Origin of the sequence: Lactobacillus sp. ESL0785, from assembly GCF_029395455.1 — a bacterium.
Taxonomy (GTDB): domain Bacteria; phylum Bacillota; class Bacilli; order Lactobacillales; family Lactobacillaceae; genus Lactobacillus.
This window is the reverse complement of record NZ_CP113916.1, coordinates 1,326,659-1,342,656: the sequence shown is the minus strand read 5'-3', so window position 1 is coordinate 1,342,656 and position 15,998 is coordinate 1,326,659. Positions and strand designations below refer to the sequence as shown.

Annotated in this window: 30 protein-coding genes; all 30 read left to right on the top strand. The window is 38.6% G+C overall.

Annotated elements, in window-relative coordinates:
* The 30 genes from fusA (at nucleotide 1) to rplQ (ending at nucleotide 15,991) form a co-directional block, all read left to right on the top strand.
* Nucleotides 1–2,094, top strand: a complete 2,094-nt coding sequence (gene fusA / locus OZY43_RS06485; RefSeq protein ID WP_277164238.1) for an elongation factor G — start codon at nucleotides 1–3, stop codon at nucleotides 2,092–2,094.
* A 343-nt stretch (nucleotides 2,095–2,437) separates the two neighbouring features.
* Nucleotides 2,438–2,746, top strand: a complete 309-nt coding sequence (gene rpsJ / locus OZY43_RS06480; protein ID WP_046327486.1) for a 30S ribosomal protein S10 — start codon at nucleotides 2,438–2,440, stop codon at nucleotides 2,744–2,746.
* 25 nt (nucleotides 2,747–2,771) lie between these two features.
* On the top strand, nucleotides 2,772–3,401 hold the full coding sequence (rplC, locus tag OZY43_RS06475; RefSeq protein WP_277164237.1) for a 50S ribosomal protein L3: 630 nt from the start codon (nucleotides 2,772–2,774) through the stop codon (nucleotides 3,399–3,401).
* A 14-nt stretch (nucleotides 3,402–3,415) separates the two neighbouring features.
* Nucleotides 3,416–4,048 carry a 50S ribosomal protein L4 gene (gene rplD, locus OZY43_RS06470; protein WP_277164236.1) on the top strand — a complete coding sequence of 211 codons (633 nt, stop codon included), beginning with the start codon at nucleotides 3,416–3,418 and terminating at the stop codon, nucleotides 4,046–4,048.
* Nucleotides 4,045–4,350, top strand: a complete 306-nt coding sequence (gene rplW, locus OZY43_RS06465) for a 50S ribosomal protein L23 (RefSeq protein WP_277164235.1) — start codon at nucleotides 4,045–4,047, stop codon at nucleotides 4,348–4,350. The genes rplD and rplW overlap by 4 nt, the downstream gene beginning before the upstream one ends.
* Nucleotides 4,351–4,365: 15 nt before the next feature.
* A complete protein-coding gene (gene rplB, locus OZY43_RS06460) occupies nucleotides 4,366–5,202 on the top strand; it encodes a 50S ribosomal protein L2 (protein WP_277164234.1) in 837 nt (278 codons plus the stop codon).
* 18 nt (nucleotides 5,203–5,220) lie between these two features.
* A complete protein-coding gene (gene rpsS / locus OZY43_RS06455; RefSeq protein WP_277164233.1) occupies nucleotides 5,221–5,505 on the top strand; it encodes a 30S ribosomal protein S19 in 285 nt (94 codons plus the stop codon).
* Nucleotides 5,506–5,524: 19 nt separating this feature from the next.
* On the top strand, nucleotides 5,525–5,878 hold the full coding sequence (gene rplV, locus OZY43_RS06450) for a 50S ribosomal protein L22 (RefSeq protein ID WP_277164232.1): 354 nt from the start codon (nucleotides 5,525–5,527) through the stop codon (nucleotides 5,876–5,878).
* Nucleotides 5,879–5,891: 13 nt separating this feature from the next.
* Nucleotides 5,892–6,563 (top strand): 30S ribosomal protein S3, encoded by a 672-nt coding sequence (gene rpsC / locus OZY43_RS06445; protein WP_277164231.1) that lies wholly within the window; start codon nucleotides 5,892–5,894, stop codon nucleotides 6,561–6,563.
* Entirely contained in the window at nucleotides 6,563–7,003 is a 441-nt protein-coding gene (gene rplP, locus OZY43_RS06440; protein ID WP_277164230.1) for a 50S ribosomal protein L16, read from the top strand. The genes rpsC and rplP overlap by 1 nt, the downstream gene beginning before the upstream one ends.
* The gene (gene rpmC / locus OZY43_RS06435; RefSeq protein WP_277130580.1) at nucleotides 6,993–7,190 is read left to right on the top strand and encodes a 50S ribosomal protein L29; all 198 of its coding nucleotides are present in this window, start codon (nucleotides 6,993–6,995) and stop codon (nucleotides 7,188–7,190) included. Before rplP ends, rpmC begins: the two co-directional genes overlap by 11 nt.
* Before the next feature lie 18 nt (nucleotides 7,191–7,208).
* The gene (gene rpsQ, locus OZY43_RS06430) at nucleotides 7,209–7,475 is read left to right on the top strand and encodes a 30S ribosomal protein S17 (RefSeq protein ID WP_277130581.1); all 267 of its coding nucleotides are present in this window, start codon (nucleotides 7,209–7,211) and stop codon (nucleotides 7,473–7,475) included.
* A 32-nt stretch (nucleotides 7,476–7,507) separates the two neighbouring features.
* Nucleotides 7,508–7,876 (top strand): 50S ribosomal protein L14, encoded by a 369-nt coding sequence (gene rplN / locus OZY43_RS06425; protein WP_277130582.1) that lies wholly within the window; start codon nucleotides 7,508–7,510, stop codon nucleotides 7,874–7,876.
* Between the two features lie 17 nt (nucleotides 7,877–7,893).
* A complete protein-coding gene (gene rplX / locus OZY43_RS06420) occupies nucleotides 7,894–8,145 on the top strand; it encodes a 50S ribosomal protein L24 (RefSeq protein WP_277164229.1) in 252 nt (83 codons plus the stop codon).
* Nucleotides 8,146–8,159: 14 nt separating this feature from the next.
* Nucleotides 8,160–8,702 carry a 50S ribosomal protein L5 gene (gene rplE, locus OZY43_RS06415; RefSeq protein WP_277164228.1) on the top strand — a complete coding sequence of 181 codons (543 nt, stop codon included), beginning with the start codon at nucleotides 8,160–8,162 and terminating at the stop codon, nucleotides 8,700–8,702.
* A 12-nt stretch (nucleotides 8,703–8,714) separates the two neighbouring features.
* Nucleotides 8,715–8,900, top strand: a complete 186-nt coding sequence (locus tag OZY43_RS06410; protein WP_046307561.1) for a type Z 30S ribosomal protein S14 — start codon at nucleotides 8,715–8,717, stop codon at nucleotides 8,898–8,900.
* Between the two features lie 22 nt (nucleotides 8,901–8,922).
* Nucleotides 8,923–9,321 (top strand): 30S ribosomal protein S8, encoded by a 399-nt coding sequence (rpsH, locus tag OZY43_RS06405; RefSeq protein ID WP_277164227.1) that lies wholly within the window; start codon nucleotides 8,923–8,925, stop codon nucleotides 9,319–9,321.
* 24 nt (nucleotides 9,322–9,345) lie between these two features.
* Nucleotides 9,346–9,876, top strand: a complete 531-nt coding sequence (gene rplF / locus OZY43_RS06400; protein ID WP_277164226.1) for a 50S ribosomal protein L6 — start codon at nucleotides 9,346–9,348, stop codon at nucleotides 9,874–9,876.
* A 25-nt stretch (nucleotides 9,877–9,901) separates the two neighbouring features.
* Entirely contained in the window at nucleotides 9,902–10,258 is a 357-nt protein-coding gene (gene rplR / locus OZY43_RS06395) for a 50S ribosomal protein L18 (RefSeq protein WP_277164225.1), read from the top strand.
* Nucleotides 10,259–10,274: 16 nt separating this feature from the next.
* Nucleotides 10,275–10,781, top strand: a complete 507-nt coding sequence (gene rpsE / locus OZY43_RS06390; protein ID WP_277130588.1) for a 30S ribosomal protein S5 — start codon at nucleotides 10,275–10,277, stop codon at nucleotides 10,779–10,781.
* Nucleotides 10,782–10,792: 11 nt separating this feature from the next.
* The gene (rpmD, locus tag OZY43_RS06385; RefSeq protein ID WP_277164224.1) at nucleotides 10,793–10,978 is read left to right on the top strand and encodes a 50S ribosomal protein L30; all 186 of its coding nucleotides are present in this window, start codon (nucleotides 10,793–10,795) and stop codon (nucleotides 10,976–10,978) included.
* Between the two features lie 22 nt (nucleotides 10,979–11,000).
* On the top strand, nucleotides 11,001–11,441 hold the full coding sequence (gene rplO, locus OZY43_RS06380; RefSeq protein WP_277164223.1) for a 50S ribosomal protein L15: 441 nt from the start codon (nucleotides 11,001–11,003) through the stop codon (nucleotides 11,439–11,441).
* Nucleotides 11,441–12,736, top strand: coding sequence for a preprotein translocase subunit SecY (secY, locus tag OZY43_RS06375; RefSeq protein WP_277164222.1), 1,296 nt, complete (start codon nucleotides 11,441–11,443; stop codon nucleotides 12,734–12,736). Before rplO ends, secY begins: the two co-directional genes overlap by 1 nt.
* Nucleotides 12,737–12,747: 11 nt before the next feature.
* A complete protein-coding gene (locus OZY43_RS06370) occupies nucleotides 12,748–13,404 on the top strand; it encodes an adenylate kinase (RefSeq protein WP_277164221.1) in 657 nt (218 codons plus the stop codon).
* Between the two features lie 65 nt (nucleotides 13,405–13,469).
* Nucleotides 13,470–13,691, top strand: coding sequence for a translation initiation factor IF-1 (infA, locus tag OZY43_RS06365; protein ID WP_034980408.1), 222 nt, complete (start codon nucleotides 13,470–13,472; stop codon nucleotides 13,689–13,691).
* A gap of 14 nt (nucleotides 13,692–13,705) precedes the next feature.
* Complete coding sequence (gene rpmJ / locus OZY43_RS06360; protein ID WP_003647815.1) at nucleotides 13,706–13,822, top strand: 50S ribosomal protein L36; 117 nt, start codon at nucleotides 13,706–13,708, stop codon at nucleotides 13,820–13,822.
* A 23-nt stretch (nucleotides 13,823–13,845) separates the two neighbouring features.
* A complete protein-coding gene (gene rpsM / locus OZY43_RS06355; RefSeq protein ID WP_277130593.1) occupies nucleotides 13,846–14,196 on the top strand; it encodes a 30S ribosomal protein S13 in 351 nt (116 codons plus the stop codon).
* A gap of 19 nt (nucleotides 14,197–14,215) precedes the next feature.
* Entirely contained in the window at nucleotides 14,216–14,599 is a 384-nt protein-coding gene (rpsK, locus tag OZY43_RS06350) for a 30S ribosomal protein S11 (protein WP_277130594.1), read from the top strand.
* 45 nt (nucleotides 14,600–14,644) lie between these two features.
* Entirely contained in the window at nucleotides 14,645–15,583 is a 939-nt protein-coding gene (locus OZY43_RS06345; RefSeq protein ID WP_277164220.1) for a DNA-directed RNA polymerase subunit alpha, read from the top strand.
* Nucleotides 15,584–15,607: 24 nt separating this feature from the next.
* Complete coding sequence (gene rplQ / locus OZY43_RS06340) at nucleotides 15,608–15,991, top strand: 50S ribosomal protein L17 (protein ID WP_277164219.1); 384 nt, start codon at nucleotides 15,608–15,610, stop codon at nucleotides 15,989–15,991.
* The last annotated feature ends 7 nt before the right edge of the window (nucleotides 15,992–15,998 follow it).

Genomic DNA, 15,998 nt, shown 5'->3' with positions numbered 1-15,998 from the left:
ATGGCTAATAAGCGTGAATTTCCATTAGAAAAGACACGTAATATTGGTATCATGGCCCACATTGATGCGGGTAAGACTACCACTACTGAACGTATCCTTTACTACACTGGTAAAATCCACAAGATTGGTGAAACCCATGAGGGTGACAGCCAGATGGACTGGATGGACGAAGAAAAGGAACGTGGTATTACCATTACTTCAGCCGCTACGACTGCACAATGGAAAGACTACCGGATTAACATCATTGATACACCAGGACACGTTGACTTCACAATCGAGGTTGAACGTTCACTTCGGGTTCTTGATGGTGCCGTAACTGTTCTTGATGCCCAAGCTGGTGTTGAACCACAAACTGAAAATGTTTGGCGTCAAGCTGAAACTTATGGTGTTCCTCGGATTGTTTTTGTTAACAAGATGGACAAGATCGGTGCAGACTTTGATAATTCTGTTAAGTCTTTGCACGAACGTTTGAATGCTAATGCTTTGGCTGTTCAAATGCCAATTGGTTCTGCCGAAACCTTTGAAGGTGTCATTGACTTAATCAACATGGTTGCTGATGTTTATGATGAAGATAAGCTTGGTTCTAAGTGGGATACTGTTCCAGTTCCTGACGAATACAAGGAAGAAGCTGAAAAGCGTCGTAGTGCATTAATCGAACAAGTTGCTGATGTTGATGATAACATTATGGAAAAATACCTTGATGGTAAGGAAATTTCCATTGATGAGTTAAAGGCAGCTATTCGTAAAGCAACTTTGAACTTGGAATTGTTCCCAGTATTTGCCGGTTCAGCATTCAAGAACAAGGGTGTCCAAATGATGCTTGATGGTGTTGTTGATTACTTGCCATCTCCAGTAGACGTTAAGCCATATATTGCTCATGATCCTAAGACTGGTGAAGAAGAAGAATTGGTAGCCGGTGACGATAAGCCATTTTCAGCTTTAGCCTTCAAGATTGCTACTGATCCATTTGTTGGTCGTTTGACTTATATCCGTGTTTACACTGGTTCTCTTGAATCAGGTTCATACGTATTAAACGCTTCTAAGAATAGTCGTGAACGTGTTGGTCGTTTATTGCAAATGCACGCTAACTCAAGAACAGAAATTCCAGAAGTTTTCTCAGGTGATATCGCTGGTGCCATTGGTTTGAAGAACACTACTACTGGTGACTCATTAACTGATCCAGATCATCCATTGATTTTGGAAAGTTTGGAAGTTCCAGATCCAGTTATTCAAGTTTCAATTGAACCTGAATCAAAGGCTGATCGTGATAAGCTTGATGTTGCTTTGCAAAAGCTGACTGAAGAAGATCCAACTTTCAGAGCTGAAACTAATGCTGAAACTGGTCAAACTTTAATTTCCGGAATGGGTGAATTGCACTTGCAAATCATGGTTGAACGGATGAAGCGTGAATTCCACGTAGAAGCTAAAATTGGTGAACCACAAGTTGCTTACCGTGAAACATTTACTAAGCCTGCTAAGGCTCAAGGTAAATTCGTTCGTCAATCTGGTGGTAAGGGTCAATACGGTGACGTTTGGATTGAATTTACACCAAATGACAGAGGTAAAGGCTACGAATTCGAAGATGCCATTGTCGGTGGTGTTGTTCCGCGTGAATTTATCCCTTCAGTAGATGCTGGACTTCAAGAATCAATGAAGAATGGTATTCTTGCAGGTTACCCATTAATTGACGTTAAGGCTAAGCTTTACGATGGTAGTTACCACGAAGTCGACTCATCAGAAGCTGCCTTCAAGGTTGCTGCTTCACTTGCTTTGAGAAATGCAGCTCCTAAGGCTGGTGCTGTAATTCTTGAACCAATTATGAAGGTTCAAGTAATTACTCCAGAAGAATACTTAGGTGATGTAATGGGCTCAATTACTGCTCGTCGTGGTACGATGGACAATATGCAAGACCGTTCAGGTGCTAAAGTATTGAATTCAATGGTTCCACTTGCTGAAATGTTTGGTTATGCAACTACTTTGCGTTCATCAACTCAAGGTCGTGGTACATTTACAATGGTATTTGATCACTACTCAGCAACTCCTAAGTCAATTCAAGAAGAAATTATTAAGAAGCGCGGCGGCAAGACCGAATAATTCTTATTAATTAAAAATATTGCTAAAGTTTCAAACTTTAATCGAGTCATTGGTATAGCCAATGACTCTTTTTTATTGGCAAATTTATTCTTAAAAATTATTTTGGGCAGTAAAAAACCAAAAAAATAAAATAAAAGTGCCTCAAATCCTTGATATTTCAACAAGGAGCAGGTATACTAGTCTTTGTGCATTTAGGACATACTATGTCTTAAAGCATGTATTTGTTGTAAAGCGTTGATGCAAAAGGTTGCGGCACACCAGGCTGCATTGCCACAGAGGTGTTACCGGTAATTTTTGCGGAGGCTAGTCATCTTTTAAAAGAAGACGTTAAGGAGGTAATTCAATGGCAAGTCAATCTATTCGTATTAGACTTAAGTCTTACGAACATGGTATTCTCGATGAATCAGCTGCTAAGATTGTAGCTACTGCTAAGAGAACTGGTGCTGAAATTTCAGGTCCAGTCCCACTACCAACGGAAAGGGTTTTATTCACTGTTCTACGTTCACCACACAAGAACAAGGATTCACGTGAACAATTTGAAATGCGTACGCACAAGCGTTTAATCGACATTTTAAATCCAACACCTAAGACTGTTGATTCTTTAATGAAGCTTGATCTTCCAAGCGGCGTTGACATCGAAATCAAATTATAATTTTTAAAAAGAAAGAGGTGTAATCATGACCAAAGGAATCTTAGGAAGAAAAGTCGGTATGACTCAAGTCTTCACTAAAGATGGTATCCTTGTGCCCGTAACTGTTGTTGAAGCAACTCCTAACGTTGTTATGCAAGTTAAGACTGTTGAATCAGACGGCTACGAAGCAGTTCAATTAGGATACCAAGATAAACGTGAAGTTTTGAGCAACAAACCAGAAAAAGGTCATGCTGCAAAAGCAAAGACTTCGCCTAAGCGCTTCATTCGTGAAATCCGCGGAGTTGAGCTTAAGGACTACGAAGTCGGCTCAGAAGTTACTGTGGACACATTTAAGGAAGGTGACGTTGTAGACGTTACTGGAATTACAAGAGGTCATGGATACCAAGGTAACATCAAGCGTTGGGGCCAATCACGTGGGCCAGAGACTCACGGTTCTAGATACCACAGAATCCCTGGTTCAATGGGTTCCATCATTAACCGTGTACCAAAGGGCAAGCGTTTGCCAGGTCACATGGGAATGAAGAAAGTTACCATTGAAAACTTAGTAATTGAAAAAGTTGTAGCAGATAAGAACGTTTTATTGATTAAAGGCAACGTTCCAGGTGCTAAGAACTCACTAATTACTGTTAAATCTGCTGTTAAGATTAATAAATAGGAAGGAGGACTAGAATGGCTAATTTAAAGGTTATCGATCAAAAAGGTAAAGATGCTGGTGAAGTTACTTTAAATGATGAAGTATTTGGTATTAAACCAAATGAAAGTGTTGTCTTTGACGCAATCATCAGACAAAGAGCTGGGAGACGTCAAGGTACTTCAAAAGTTAAGAATAGATCTGCTGTTCGCGGTGGTGGTAAGAAGCCATGGAAGCAAAAGGGTACTGGACGTGCTCGTCAAGGTTCCATCAGATCTCCACAATGGCGCGGCGGTGGTGTTGTCTTTGGACCAACTCCACGTTCATATGCATATTCAATGCCAAGAAAGCAACGTCGTTTGGCTATCAAGTCAGTTCTTTCCCAAAAATTGATTGATCAAGATTTAATTGTTTTAGACCAGTTGACAATGTCAGCTCCTAAGACTAAAGAATTTAAGTCATTGTTAGACAGTTTAAAGGTTGAAGGTAAAGTATTAGTTGTTTCAGACGACAAGAATGTACAACTTTCAGCTCGGAACTTGACTAATGTTAAGGTTATTCCAATTAACGGCGTAAATGTTGAAGATGTTGTCAATTATGGCAAATTAATCTTGACTAAGGATGCTGTAGAAAAGATTGAAAAGAATGTTGAGGGGGCTTCAAAGAAATGAGTGCACACGATATCATTTTAAGACCTGTCATTACTGAAAAGTCAACGAACTTAATGGATGATAAGAAGTACACTTTCAACGTGCTTTTAACTGCAACCAAGACTCAAGTTCGTAACGCTGTTGAAGAAATTTTTGATGTTAAAGTTAAGAAAGTTAATATCATGAACGTTCGTGGTCAAGATAAACGTGTTGGTCGTTACACTGGTAAGACTGCACGTACCCGTAAAGCAATTGTTACTTTAACTAACGATTCAAATGACATTAAAATTTTCAAAGACGAAAACAAAGAAGAGAATAAGTAATAGGAGGTCAGTCAATTGGCTATTAAGATTTATAAGCCAACCACAAATGGTCGCCGTAATATGACTTCTTCCGACTTTGCTGAGATTACGACGAGCAAGCCAGAACGTACCTTGCTTGAATCACAATCACATACAGCAGGTCGTAACTCATATGGTCATATTACAAGTAGACACCGTGGTGGTGGTCACAAGCAAAAGTACCGTATTATCGATTTTAAACGTAATAAAGATAATGCAAAAGCAGTTGTTAAATCTATCGAATACGATCCAAACAGAACTGCTAATATTGCACTTCTTCACTACACTGACGGTATTAAAGCTTACATTTTGGCACCTAAAGGCTTAAAAGTTGGCGATATTGTTGAATCTGGTGCTAATTCAGATATTAAACCAGGTAATGCTTTACCATTAAAGAACATTCCTACTGGTACTTCAATTCATAACATTGAATTGAAGCCAGGTAAGGGTGGACAGCTTGTAAGAAGTGCTGGTGCTAGTGCTCAAGTTTTGGGCTTCGATGGCAATTACGCCTTAGTTAGATTACAAAGTGGTGAAGTTCGTAAGATCTTGTCAGTTTGTCGTGCTACTGTTGGTGTTGTTGGTAATGAACAACATTCATTAATTCAATTAGGTAAAGCTGGCCGTAGTCGTTGGTTAGGCAGACGTCCACAATCTCGTGGTTCTGTAATGAACCCTAACGATCACCCACATGGTGGTGGTGAAGGTAAGGCTCCAGTTGGTCGTCCACAACCTATGACTCCTTGGGGTAAGAAGAGTCGCGGCGTTAAGACTAGAAATAGTAAGAAAGCTAGCGAGAAGTTAATTATTCGTCACCGTAAGGGTAGTAAGTAATAGAAGGAGGGTTAATTAATGAGCCGTAGTATTAAAAAAGGACCTTTTGCTGATGCATCATTGCTTAAGAAGGTCGAAGCTCAAGAAAACGCAGAAAAGAAGCAAGTTATTAAAACTTGGTCACGTCGTTCAACTATTTTCCCTTCCTTTGTTGGTTTGACTATAGCTGTTTACGATGGTAGAAAACATGTTCCAGTTTATATTACTGAAGACATGGTTGGCCATAAGTTAGGTGAATTTGTTCCAACGAGAACTTTCCGTGGACACAAGACATCTGATGATAAGGCTACTTCAAAAGCTTAAAGAAAGGAGAAACACTTAAATGGCAGAACAAATTAGTTCAGCTAGGGCTGAAGCAAGAACTGTTCGAATTGCTGCAAGAAAAGCTCGTTTAGTCGTTGACTTGATTCGCGGCAAAGACGTTGCTGAAGCATTGGCAATCTTAGAATTTACGCCTAGAGCTGCTTCCCCAATCGTTGAAAAAGTTTTACGTTCAGCTATTGCTAACGCAGAACACAACTATGATCTTGAAAGTGCCAATCTTTATGTATCAGAAGCATATGTAAATGAAGGTGCAACTTTGAAGAGATTCCGGCCACGTGCCAAGGGTATGGCTTCACCTATTAATAAGAGAACAAGCCATATAGTTGTAGTAGTTTCAGAAAAGAACGATTAAGGGAGGTATATTAATGGGTCAAAAGATTAACCCAAATGGTTTCCGTCTCGGCGTTATTCGCGATTGGGAATCTAAATGGTATGCTGACAGAGGATACAAAGAAACTTTAAATGAAGATCTGCGCATCAGAAAATTCATTTCTAAAAAGTTAAAAGATGCCTCTGTTTCTACTGTTGAAATTGAACGTGCAGCAAACAGAATCAACGTTTCAATTAATACTTCAAAACCAGGTATGGTAATTGGTAAAGGTGGTTCTGAAGTTGAAGCTTTAAGAAAAGAATTAAATGCTTTAACTAAGAAACAAGTCCACGTCAATATTGTTGAAATTAAAAAGCCAGATCTTGATGCTAAGTTAGTAGCTGATAGTATTGCTAGCCAGCTTGAAGCTCGTATTGCTTTTAGACGTGCAATTCGTCAAGCTACTCAAAGATCTATGCGTGCTGGTGCCAAAGGAATCAGAGTTCAAACTTCTGGTCGTTTGAATGGTGCTGACATGGCAAGAAGAGAATGGCATACTGAAGGTCGAGTTCCTTTACAAACTTTGAGAGCTGATATTGATTATGCTTGGGTAAATGCCTACACTACTTATGGTGAAATTGGTGTCCAAGTTTGGATCAATCGTGGTGAGGTCTTGCCTTCAAAGAGTAAGAATCCCGCAAAAACAGTGAAGGGAGGAAACAAATAATGCCTTTAGTACCAAAACGAGTAAAACACCGTCGTGAATTCCGTGGTAAGATGCGTGGTGCTGCTAAAGGTGGTAAGACTATTGCCTTTGGTGAATATGGCTTAGAAGCCCTCGAATCTCACTGGATTACTACTCAACAAATTGAAGCTGCTCGTGTTGCGATGACTCGTTACATGAAGCGTGGCGGTAAAGTTTGGATCAGAATTTTCCCACAAAAGTCATACACTGCTAAAGGTGTTGGTGTACGTATGGGTTCTGGTAAAGGTGCACCAGCCGGTTGGGTAGCTGTAGTAAAAAGAGAAAAGATTATGTTTGAAATTGGTGGCGTTGATGAAGCTACTGCTCGTGAAGCTTTACGACTTGCTTCAACTAAGTTACCAATCAAATGTAAGTTTGTGACTAAAAGTTCGGAAGTAGGTGGCAATTCTAATGAAGGCTAAGGATATCAGAACACTAACCACTGATCAAATGTTAGAAAAAGAAAAGCAATATAAAGAAGAACTCTTTAACTTGCGTTTCCAACAAGCAACGGGTCAATTAGAAAATACCGCTCGTCTAAGCAAAGTCCGCAAGAATATCGCTAGAATTAAAACAATTCTTAGTGAAGAAGCATTGAAGAAAGATTAGTGGAAGGGAGTTATTAACTTGAGCGAATCAATCGAAAGAAATCATCGTCACGTATATCAAGGTCGTGTAGTTTCTGATAAGAATGACAAAACTATCACTGTTGTAGTTGATACTTATAAGAATCACCCTGTTTATAAGAAGCGTATTAGATATTCTAAGAAATACTATGCACAAGACGAAAATAATGAAGCTAAAGTTGGCGATACTGTTCGTATCATGGAAACTCGTCCATTATCTCGTACAAAGCGCTTTCGTTTAGTTGAAATTGTTAAGAAATCTGTTTAATTTTGCGGATTTAGTGAGGGGAGGATTATACAGTGATTCAAAATGAATCCCGTTTGAGAGTTGCTGATAACTCTGGTGCCAGAGAGCTTTTAGTTATTAGAGTCTTAGGTGGATCAAAACGTAAGACCGGTAACATTGGTGATATCGTGGTAGCAACTGTTAAACAAGCAACACCAGGTGGCGTTGTCAAAAAAGGTGACGTTGTCAAAGCTGTCATTGTTAGAACAAAATCAGGCGCACGCCGTGAAGATGGTTCATACATTAAGTTTGATGAAAATGCTGGCGTAGTAATTAATGCAGATAAGAGTCCACGTGGTACTCGTATCTTTGGGCCTGTTGCACGTGAGCTACGTGAGCACGACTTTATGAAGATCGTCTCTCTTGCTCCTGAAGTCTTATAATTAAGTGAGGTGCACTGATGTTTGTTAAAACTGGCGACAAAGTAAAAGTTATTACCGGAAAAGATAAAGGCAAAGAAGGTGTAGTTCTTTCTGTTAACGTTAAGAAGAACCGTGTGGTTGTTAAGGGCGTTAATAAGATTAAGAAACACGAAAAGCCTTCACAAAGTAATGCTAATGGTGGTGTAGTTGAATCAGAAGGTTCAATTCACGCATCAAACGTTAAAGTTATTGCTAAAGCTGAAAGTAAAAAAGAAGAAACTAAGAAGTAGAAGGGAGGACACAAATGGCAAGTTATTTAGCTCAAGAATATAAAGAAAAAATTGTTCCTGCATTACAAGAGAAGTTTGATTATGACTCAGTTATGCAAGTACCAAAGATCGAAAAAATCGTTTTGAACATGGGTGTTGGTGACGCAGTTTCCAATGCTAAGAACTTAGATGAAGCAGTTGAAGAATTAACTTTGATTTCTGGTCAAAAGCCATTAGTTACTAAGGCTAAGAAGTCAATCGCTAACTTCCGTTTACGTGAAGGTATGTCTATCGGTGCTAAGGTTACTCTTAGAGGCAATAGAATGTATGATTTCTTATACAAGTTAGTCAATGTTTCACTTCCACGTGTTCGTGACTTCCGTGGTGTTTCAAGTCGTTCATTCGATGGTCGTGGTAACTATACCTTAGGTATTAAGGAACAATTAATTTTCCCAGAAATTGACTTTGATAAAGTTAATCGTACTAGAGGTTTAGATGTTGTTATCGTTACTACTGCCAATACTGATGAAGAAGCTCGTGAGCTTTTAGGTCAGTTTGGTATGCCGTTTGCAAAATAATGGAGGACATTAATGGCTAAAACATCACAAAAAATTAGAAATCATCGTCCTGCTAAATTTTCTTCACGCGAATATACTCGTTGTGAGAGATGTGGTCGTCCACATTCAGTTTATCGTAAATTTGGCTTATGCCGTATTTGCCTGAAGGATTTAGCTCACAAAGGTCAAATCCCAGGTCTTAAAAAGGCTAGTTGGTAATACGGTTAGGAGGATAGCATAAATGGTCATGACAGATCCGATCGCAGATTACTTGACTAGAATTAGAAATGCCAATATGGCAAAGCATAGTTCAGTTGAAATTCCTGCATCAAATATTAAAAAATCTATTTCAGAAATTTTGAAACGCGAAGGTTTCATCCGTGATTACGAAGTTACTGATGACAATAAACAAGGTGTGATCAAGATTTTCTTGAAATACGGTCCAAACGGAGAACGTGTCATTTCAGGCTTAAAGCGGATTTCTAAGCCAGGTCTTAGAAATTATGTTAGTGCTGAAAATTTACCTAAAGTTCTTAATGGTTTAGGTATTGCCGTCGTTTCTACTTCTGCTGGTGTAATTACCGATAAAGAAGCTAGACAAGAAAACGTTGGCGGCGAAGTTATTGCCTACGTTTGGTAATTCTGACAGAAAGGAGAACAATCAATGAGCCGTATAGGTTTAAAAACAATTGAAGTCCCAGACAGTGTCACTGTTACCAAGAAAGGTGACAATATTACTGTTAAAGGCCCAAAGGGTGAATTAACTAGATACTTCGATCCTAAAATTACTTTTAAGCAAGAGGATGGCAAAATTAATTTTTCACGTTCAAGTGAAAATGATAAAGCACTTCATGGTACTGAAAGAGCAAATTTAGCATCAATGGTTGAAGGTGTAGTTACTGGCTACAAGAAGTCTTTGAAGTTAATTGGTGTTGGTTACCGGGCTACTGCACAAGGTGACAAGTTAACTTTAAATGTTGGCTACTCTCATCCAGTAGTAATGACCGCACCTAAAGGTGTTTCTGTTAAAGCTACTTCAGCAACTGATATTGAAGTAGAAGGAATTTCAAAGCAAAATGTTGGACAATTTGCTGCTGAAATTCGCGATGTACGTCCACCAGAACCTTACAAGGGTAAAGGTATTCGTTATGTTGACGAATATGTACGTCGTAAGGAAGGTAAGACAGGTAAATAATAATTAATTTTTTTGAGGTGAAATTGTGATTTCAAAACCAGATAAGAACAAATTGCGCTTAAAGCGTCATAAACGTATTCGTAGCAAGATTTCTGGTACTGCTGAGCGCCCACGCTTAAGTGTTTTCCGTTCAAACAAGAACATCTACGCTCAATTAATTGATGATGTAGAGGGTGTAACGCTAGCAAGTGCCTCAACTTTAGATGATTCTGTTAAAGGTTCAACTAAGGTAGAACAAGCTCAGGCTGTTGGTAAGGCTATTGCTGAAGCAGCTAAAGCTAAGAACATTTCAAACATTGTGTTTGATAGAAGTGGTTATCTATACCACGGCCGTATTTCAGCTTTGGCAGATGCCGCTCGTGAAAACGGATTAGATTTCTAGGGAAGGAGAATAATACATGGCAAACCGCAACGATTCTCGTAATAATCGCAGAAATAAGGACGACATCGAAGATCAGTTAGTAGCAATTAATCGTGTCACCAAGGTTGTCAAGGGTGGTCAACGAATGAGATTTGCTGCCTTAGTAGTTGTTGGCGACAAAAAAGGTCGTGTAGGCTTTGGTACTGGTAAAGCTCAAGAAGTTCCAGAAGCAATCCGTAAGGCCGTTGAAGCTGGTAAAAAGAACATGATCAATGTTCCTAAGGTTGGAACTACCATTCCTCATGAAGTAATTGGTCATTATGGCTCAGGTAGCATTTTATTTAAGCCAGCTCCAGCTGGTTCAGGTATTGCTGCTGGTGGTGCTGTTCGTATCGTTATGGATATGGCTGGTATCGCTGATGTTACTTCTAAGTCACTTGGTTCAAATACGCCAATCAATGTTGTTCGCGCAGCGATCGATGGATTGAAGAAGCTTAGAACTAGTGAAGAAGTTGAAAAGCTTCGTCACGCAGATTTAGATTAGGGAGACTATAAATGACTGAATTAAAAGTTACTTTAATTAGAAGTGTTGCGCACCGTCTACCTAACCAAAAGAAAGTTGTTAAGGCTCTTGGCTTAGGTAGAATCAGCAGTTCAGTTGTTTTACCAGACAACGCTGCTACTCGTGGTGCATTAATGAAAATTGCCCACTTAATTTCTGTTGAAGAAGTTAATAAATAATTATTGAGGAGGTGCCGAATTAATGAAGCTTAATGAATTACATGCGGCTGTTGGCTCACGTTCAACCAGAAAACGTGTTGGACGTGGTACTTCAAGTGGTTATGGTAAGACTTCTGGCCGTGGTCAAAAGGGTCAATTGGCTCGTCAAGGTGGCCACACTCGTTTAGGTTTTGAAGGTGGTCAAATGCCATTATTCAGAACTATGCCTAAGCGTGGTTTTAAGAATGTCAATCGTAAAGAATACGCAATTATTAATTTAGATGACTTGAATAAGTTCGATGATAACAGTGAAGTAACTGTTGCAAGTCTTAAAGACATGGGCTTGATAAAGAAAGAATTATCAGGTGTTAAATTACTTGCTAAAGGTGAGTTGAAAGTTAAGTTAACTGTAAAGGTTAACAAAGTTTCTGCAGCTGCCAAGAAAGCAGTAGAAGCTGCTGGCGGATCTGTTGAGGTGATCTAATGTTTTCGACCTTGAAGAACGCCTTTAAGGATAAAGAAATAAGAAATAAAATTTATTTTACTCTTTTTATCCTGTTGTTGTATCGCATCGGAGCTAATATTACTGTTCCAGGTGTAAATGCAAAAGCGATTACTCAAGTTGCACAGACTGGTTTAGTTCCCATGCTTGATACTGTTTCTGGTGGTGGACTAGATAATTATTCAATTTTTTCACTTGGAGTTTCTCCCTATATTACAGCACAAATTGTTATTCAATTGTTGCAGATGGATATAGTTCCGGTTTTAGTAGAATGGGGAAAACAAGGTGAAGTGGGTCGGCGCAAGACAAATCAAGTTACTAGATGGTTGGCATTAGCTGTTGCTTTTGTACAAAGTATTGGTATTACACTTGGCTTTAATGCGTTAACACAAATGGGACTTGTTAAGTCACAAACGTGGCAGACTTATGTTGAAATTGCTGTTATTATGACAGCTGGAACAATGTTGCTTACCTGGCTTGGTGATGAAATCACTGATAAAGGTCTTGGCAATGGAGTTTCTGTGATTATTTTTGCTGGTATTATTGCTCGACTTCCACGCGGTCTATGGCAGATTTATAAGGAAGATATTATCAATAATAATGCGAGTGATCGTTTACAAGGTATCTTGTTCTTCATCGCGATTATCATTGCCATACTTATCGTAACGCAAATAGTTACATGGGTTGAACAAGCAGATCGTCGTATTCCAATTCAATATACAAAACGAGCAACTGTTAGTGGATCAGAGAGTTTTTTACCATTAAAAGTAAATGTTTCCGGTGTTATTCCAGTAATTTTTGCTAGTTCGTTTATTATCACGCCAGCGACCATTTTAATGGCCTTTCAAAAGTCTCAAGGCGACCAACAATGGTACAAGGTAATGACTAATATCTTTAGCATGCAAACTACGCCTGGAGTAATTATTTATACATTGCTGATTATTTTGTTTACATTTTTCTATGCTTTCGTTCAGGTTAATCCTGAGAAGTTGTCGAAGAATTTGCAAAAACAGGGTGCGTATATCCCAAGTGTTTGGCCTGGTAAAGATACACAAGATTATGTTTCTAAACTATTGATTAGATTGTCAACAGTTGGATCTGTATTTTTAGGCTTGGTTGCTTTATTGCCACAGCTTGCTACTAATTTTTGGGATTTACCAAGTTCAATTGGTTTAGGTGGAACGAGCCTGTTAATTGTTATTGGGGTAGTTCTTGAGTTATCTCGTCAAATTAATGGTTTATTAATGAAACGGGAATATGTTGGATTCATCAGATAGGAAATAGATAAATGATTAACTTAATTCTTTTGGGATTGCCTGGTGCTGGCAAAGGTACAGTATCTGAGCAAATTGTTGATAAATATCACCTAACTCATATTTCAACTGGGGATATGTTTAGGGAAGCAATGGCTAATGAGACCAAAGTTGGTCTTGAAGCTAAAAGTTATATCGATAAGGGTAACTTGGTACCAGATGAAGTTACTGCTAAATTGGTTGAAGAGCGGTTAGCTCAACCCGATATTCACGAAGGCTATATTTTAGATGGCTTTCCACGGACAACTGTGCAAGCAGAATTGCTAGATGGTATTACTGAGCGACTTAGTAAACCTTTAACAAGTGTAATTTCACTTGAAGTTAAGGAAGAAACGTTAGTTAACCGGTTGTCAGCACGCTTTATGTGTAAGAACTGTGGTGCAACTTACAATAAGATTACAAAAATGCCTAAAGAAAAGGATACATGTGATCGTTGTGGTTCCCATGAGTTTTATCAACGTGAGGATGACAAACCAGAAGTAGTTAAGAATCGTTTAGAAGTTAATGAAAAGATGAATACACCTTTGAAAGACTATTACGAAGAAAAGGGTTTGTTGACTGTAATTAATGGTGAACAAAGTCCAGAAAAAGTTTTTGAAGATGTAGATGAGGTATTGAGTAAAAAACAATAATTTGTTTATTTACTATTACGTGTTATAATTTCAAAGTATGACTGTTTAATTGCGGAGGAATTACTTTGGCAAAAGATGATGTCATTGAAGTAAAGGGTAAAGTAGTAGATACTTTACCTAATGCTATGTTTAAAGTTGAATTGGAAAATGGAGCTGTGATTTTAGCACATGTTTCTGGGAAAATTAGGATGCACTATATTCGAATTTTACCTGGTGACCGTGTTACGGTGGAACTTTCTCCTTACGATTTAACAAAAGGTAGAATTACGTATCGGTTTATAAAGTAATAACGGAGGTAGACATGAAGGTTAGACCATCTGTTAAACCAATGTGTGAACATTGTAAGATTATTAAAAGACATGGCCGTGTGATGGTTATTTGTTCTGCAAATCCTAAGCACAAGCAACGTCAAGGTTAAAAATAAAATAGGAGGTGCAATTTATGGCACGTATTGCTGGTGTTGACTTACCAAGAGATAAAAGAATAGTTGTTGCTTTAACATATATTTATGGTATTGGTGAACCAACAGCTCAAAAAATTTGTGCGGATGCTGGTGTTTCTGAAGACATACGTTCAAAAGATTTGACTCCAGATGATCAAGAAAAACTTCGCGCAGAAGTTGATAAATACCGTGTTGAAGGTGACTTGCGTAGACAAGTTAGCATGAATATCAAGCGGTTAATTGATATTGGTTCTTACCGTGGTATGCGTCACCGCCGTGGACTTCCAGTTCGTGGCCAAAATACCAAGAATAATGCCCGTACTCGTAAGGGTAGTAAGAAAAATAAATAATTTATAAGGAGGTTTATTGATGCCTAAAACAGCACGTAAGCGTCGTGTGAAGAAGCACGTTGAAAAAGGCGTTGCTCATATTCATTCTACGTTTAATAATACTTTAGTCATGATTACTGACGTTCAAGGTAATGCAGTTGCTTGGTCTTCAGCCGGTGCATTGGGCTTTAAGGGTAGTCGTAAGTCTACTCCATTTGCAGCTCAAATGGCAGCTGAAGCAGCAGCTAAGAGTGCAATGGACCAAGGAATGAAGCATGTAGAAGTTTCAGTTAAGGGACCTGGTTCTGGTCGTGAATCAGCAATCAGATCTTTACAAGCTACTGGTCTTGAAATTACAGCAATTCGTGATGTTACGCCAGTTCCCCACAATGGTTCTAGACCACCAAAACGTCGTCGTGTATAATTTTGTTCTTAATGAAGGACGTTGCGTTTTGAAAGGGGCCTAGTAATGATTGAATTTGAAAAACCAAATATTACCGTTGTTGACCAAGAGAAGTCTTACGGTAAATTTGTTATTGAACCACTTGAACGAGGCTTTGGTACTACTTTAGGTAACTCATTACGTAGAGTTTTACTTACATCTATTCCAGGTGCAGGACTTGTTTATGTTCAAATTGATGGTGTTTTGCACGAATTTTCAACAGTTCCTGGTGTTAGAGAAGACGTAGCTAAAATGATCCTTAATCTAAAGAAGCTTGAGTTAAAGTCTTTTTCAGATGAACAAAAGCTAATTGAATTAGATATTGAAGGACCAGCTACGGTAACTGCAGATGATTTAAAGGTTGATGCGGATATTCAAATTTTGAATCCTGATCAATATATCTGTACTATTGCCGATGGTGGTCACTTGCATATGCAAATTGCCGTTAAAAACGGTCGTGGATATGTTGCAGCAAGCGACAATAAGAGTGAGGATATGCCAATTGGTGTAATTCCAGTTGATTCTCTTTTCTCACCGATTAAAAAGGTTAATTACCAAGTTGAATCAACTCGTGTCGGTAAAAGAGACGACTTTGATAAACTCACTTTAGAGATTTGGACTGATGGTTCAATCAAACCTAATGACGCCCTTAGTTTTGCTGCTAAAATTTTGGTAGAACACTTTAAAGTGTTTGAAACTGCTGATGCAAGCACAAAATTCGATGATGTTATGGTTGAAAAAGAAGACGATACCGCAGAAAAGAAGCTTGAAATGACAATTGAAGAGCTCGATCTTTCTGTCCGTTCTTATAATTGTCTTAAACGAGCAGGGATTAATACTTTGCAAGAATTGACTGATAAGACAGAAGCAGATATGATGCGGGTACGTAACTTAGGACGTAAATCATTGGAAGAAGTTAAAAACAAATTAGCTGACTTGGGACTTTCACTTCGTCAGGAAGATTAATTAAAAATAAAAGGAGGTAAACTGATGGCATACCGTAAATTAGGTTGGGATAGCTCACAAAGAAAAGCAATGCTGCGTGAAATGACAACTCAATTGTTCATGAAAGAACGCATTGTTACTACTGAAACTCGTGCAAAAGAAATTCGCAAAACTGCTGAAAAGATGATTACTTTAGGTAAGCGTGGCGATTTAGCTGCTAGAAGAAAGGCTGCTGCTTTTGTACGTGATGAAGTTGCTGATATCCATGAAGAAAAAGATGCAGTTGTTGTTAAATCAGCATTGCAAAAGCTTTTTAGTGATATTGCACCTCGTTACCAAGACCGTAATGGTGGTTACACCCGAATTTTGAAGTTAGCCAAAGCTCGTAGAGGCGATGGTGCTCCAATGGTTATTCTTGAATTAGTTTAATTTAGAA

Coding starts and splice junctions, on each gene's coding strand:
- OZY43_RS06370 (WP_277164221.1), top strand. CDS start 12,748: ATGATTAACTTAATTCTTTTGGGATTGCCTGGTGCTGGCAAAGGTACA.
- rpsE (WP_277130588.1), top strand. CDS start 10,275: ATGGCAAACCGCAACGATTCTCGTAATAATCGCAGAAATAAGGACGAC.
- rplP (WP_277164230.1), top strand. CDS start 6,563: ATGCCTTTAGTACCAAAACGAGTAAAACACCGTCGTGAATTCCGTGGT.
- OZY43_RS06345 (WP_277164220.1), top strand. CDS start 14,645: ATGATTGAATTTGAAAAACCAAATATTACCGTTGTTGACCAAGAGAAG.
- rpsH (WP_277164227.1), top strand. CDS start 8,923: ATGGTCATGACAGATCCGATCGCAGATTACTTGACTAGAATTAGAAAT.
- fusA (WP_277164238.1), top strand. CDS start 1: ATGGCTAATAAGCGTGAATTTCCATTAGAAAAGACACGTAATATTGGT.
- rplV (WP_277164232.1), top strand. CDS start 5,525: ATGGCAGAACAAATTAGTTCAGCTAGGGCTGAAGCAAGAACTGTTCGA.
- rpsS (WP_277164233.1), top strand. CDS start 5,221: ATGAGCCGTAGTATTAAAAAAGGACCTTTTGCTGATGCATCATTGCTT.
- rplW (WP_277164235.1), top strand. CDS start 4,045: ATGAGTGCACACGATATCATTTTAAGACCTGTCATTACTGAAAAGTCA.
- rpsM (WP_277130593.1), top strand. CDS start 13,846: ATGGCACGTATTGCTGGTGTTGACTTACCAAGAGATAAAAGAATAGTT.
- rplF (WP_277164226.1), top strand. CDS start 9,346: ATGAGCCGTATAGGTTTAAAAACAATTGAAGTCCCAGACAGTGTCACT.
- rplD (WP_277164236.1), top strand. CDS start 3,416: ATGGCTAATTTAAAGGTTATCGATCAAAAAGGTAAAGATGCTGGTGAA.
- OZY43_RS06410 (WP_046307561.1), top strand. CDS start 8,715: ATGGCTAAAACATCACAAAAAATTAGAAATCATCGTCCTGCTAAATTT.
- rpmD (WP_277164224.1), top strand. CDS start 10,793: ATGACTGAATTAAAAGTTACTTTAATTAGAAGTGTTGCGCACCGTCTA.
- rpsJ (WP_046327486.1), top strand. CDS start 2,438: ATGGCAAGTCAATCTATTCGTATTAGACTTAAGTCTTACGAACATGGT.
- secY (WP_277164222.1), top strand. CDS start 11,441: ATGTTTTCGACCTTGAAGAACGCCTTTAAGGATAAAGAAATAAGAAAT.
- rplE (WP_277164228.1), top strand. CDS start 8,160: ATGGCAAGTTATTTAGCTCAAGAATATAAAGAAAAAATTGTTCCTGCA.
- rplX (WP_277164229.1), top strand. CDS start 7,894: ATGTTTGTTAAAACTGGCGACAAAGTAAAAGTTATTACCGGAAAAGAT.
- rpsK (WP_277130594.1), top strand. CDS start 14,216: ATGCCTAAAACAGCACGTAAGCGTCGTGTGAAGAAGCACGTTGAAAAA.
- rpmC (WP_277130580.1), top strand. CDS start 6,993: ATGAAGGCTAAGGATATCAGAACACTAACCACTGATCAAATGTTAGAA.
- rpmJ (WP_003647815.1), top strand. CDS start 13,706: ATGAAGGTTAGACCATCTGTTAAACCAATGTGTGAACATTGTAAGATT.
- rplQ (WP_277164219.1), top strand. CDS start 15,608: ATGGCATACCGTAAATTAGGTTGGGATAGCTCACAAAGAAAAGCAATG.
- rpsC (WP_277164231.1), top strand. CDS start 5,892: ATGGGTCAAAAGATTAACCCAAATGGTTTCCGTCTCGGCGTTATTCGC.
- rplO (WP_277164223.1), top strand. CDS start 11,001: ATGAAGCTTAATGAATTACATGCGGCTGTTGGCTCACGTTCAACCAGA.
- rplC (WP_277164237.1), top strand. CDS start 2,772: ATGACCAAAGGAATCTTAGGAAGAAAAGTCGGTATGACTCAAGTCTTC.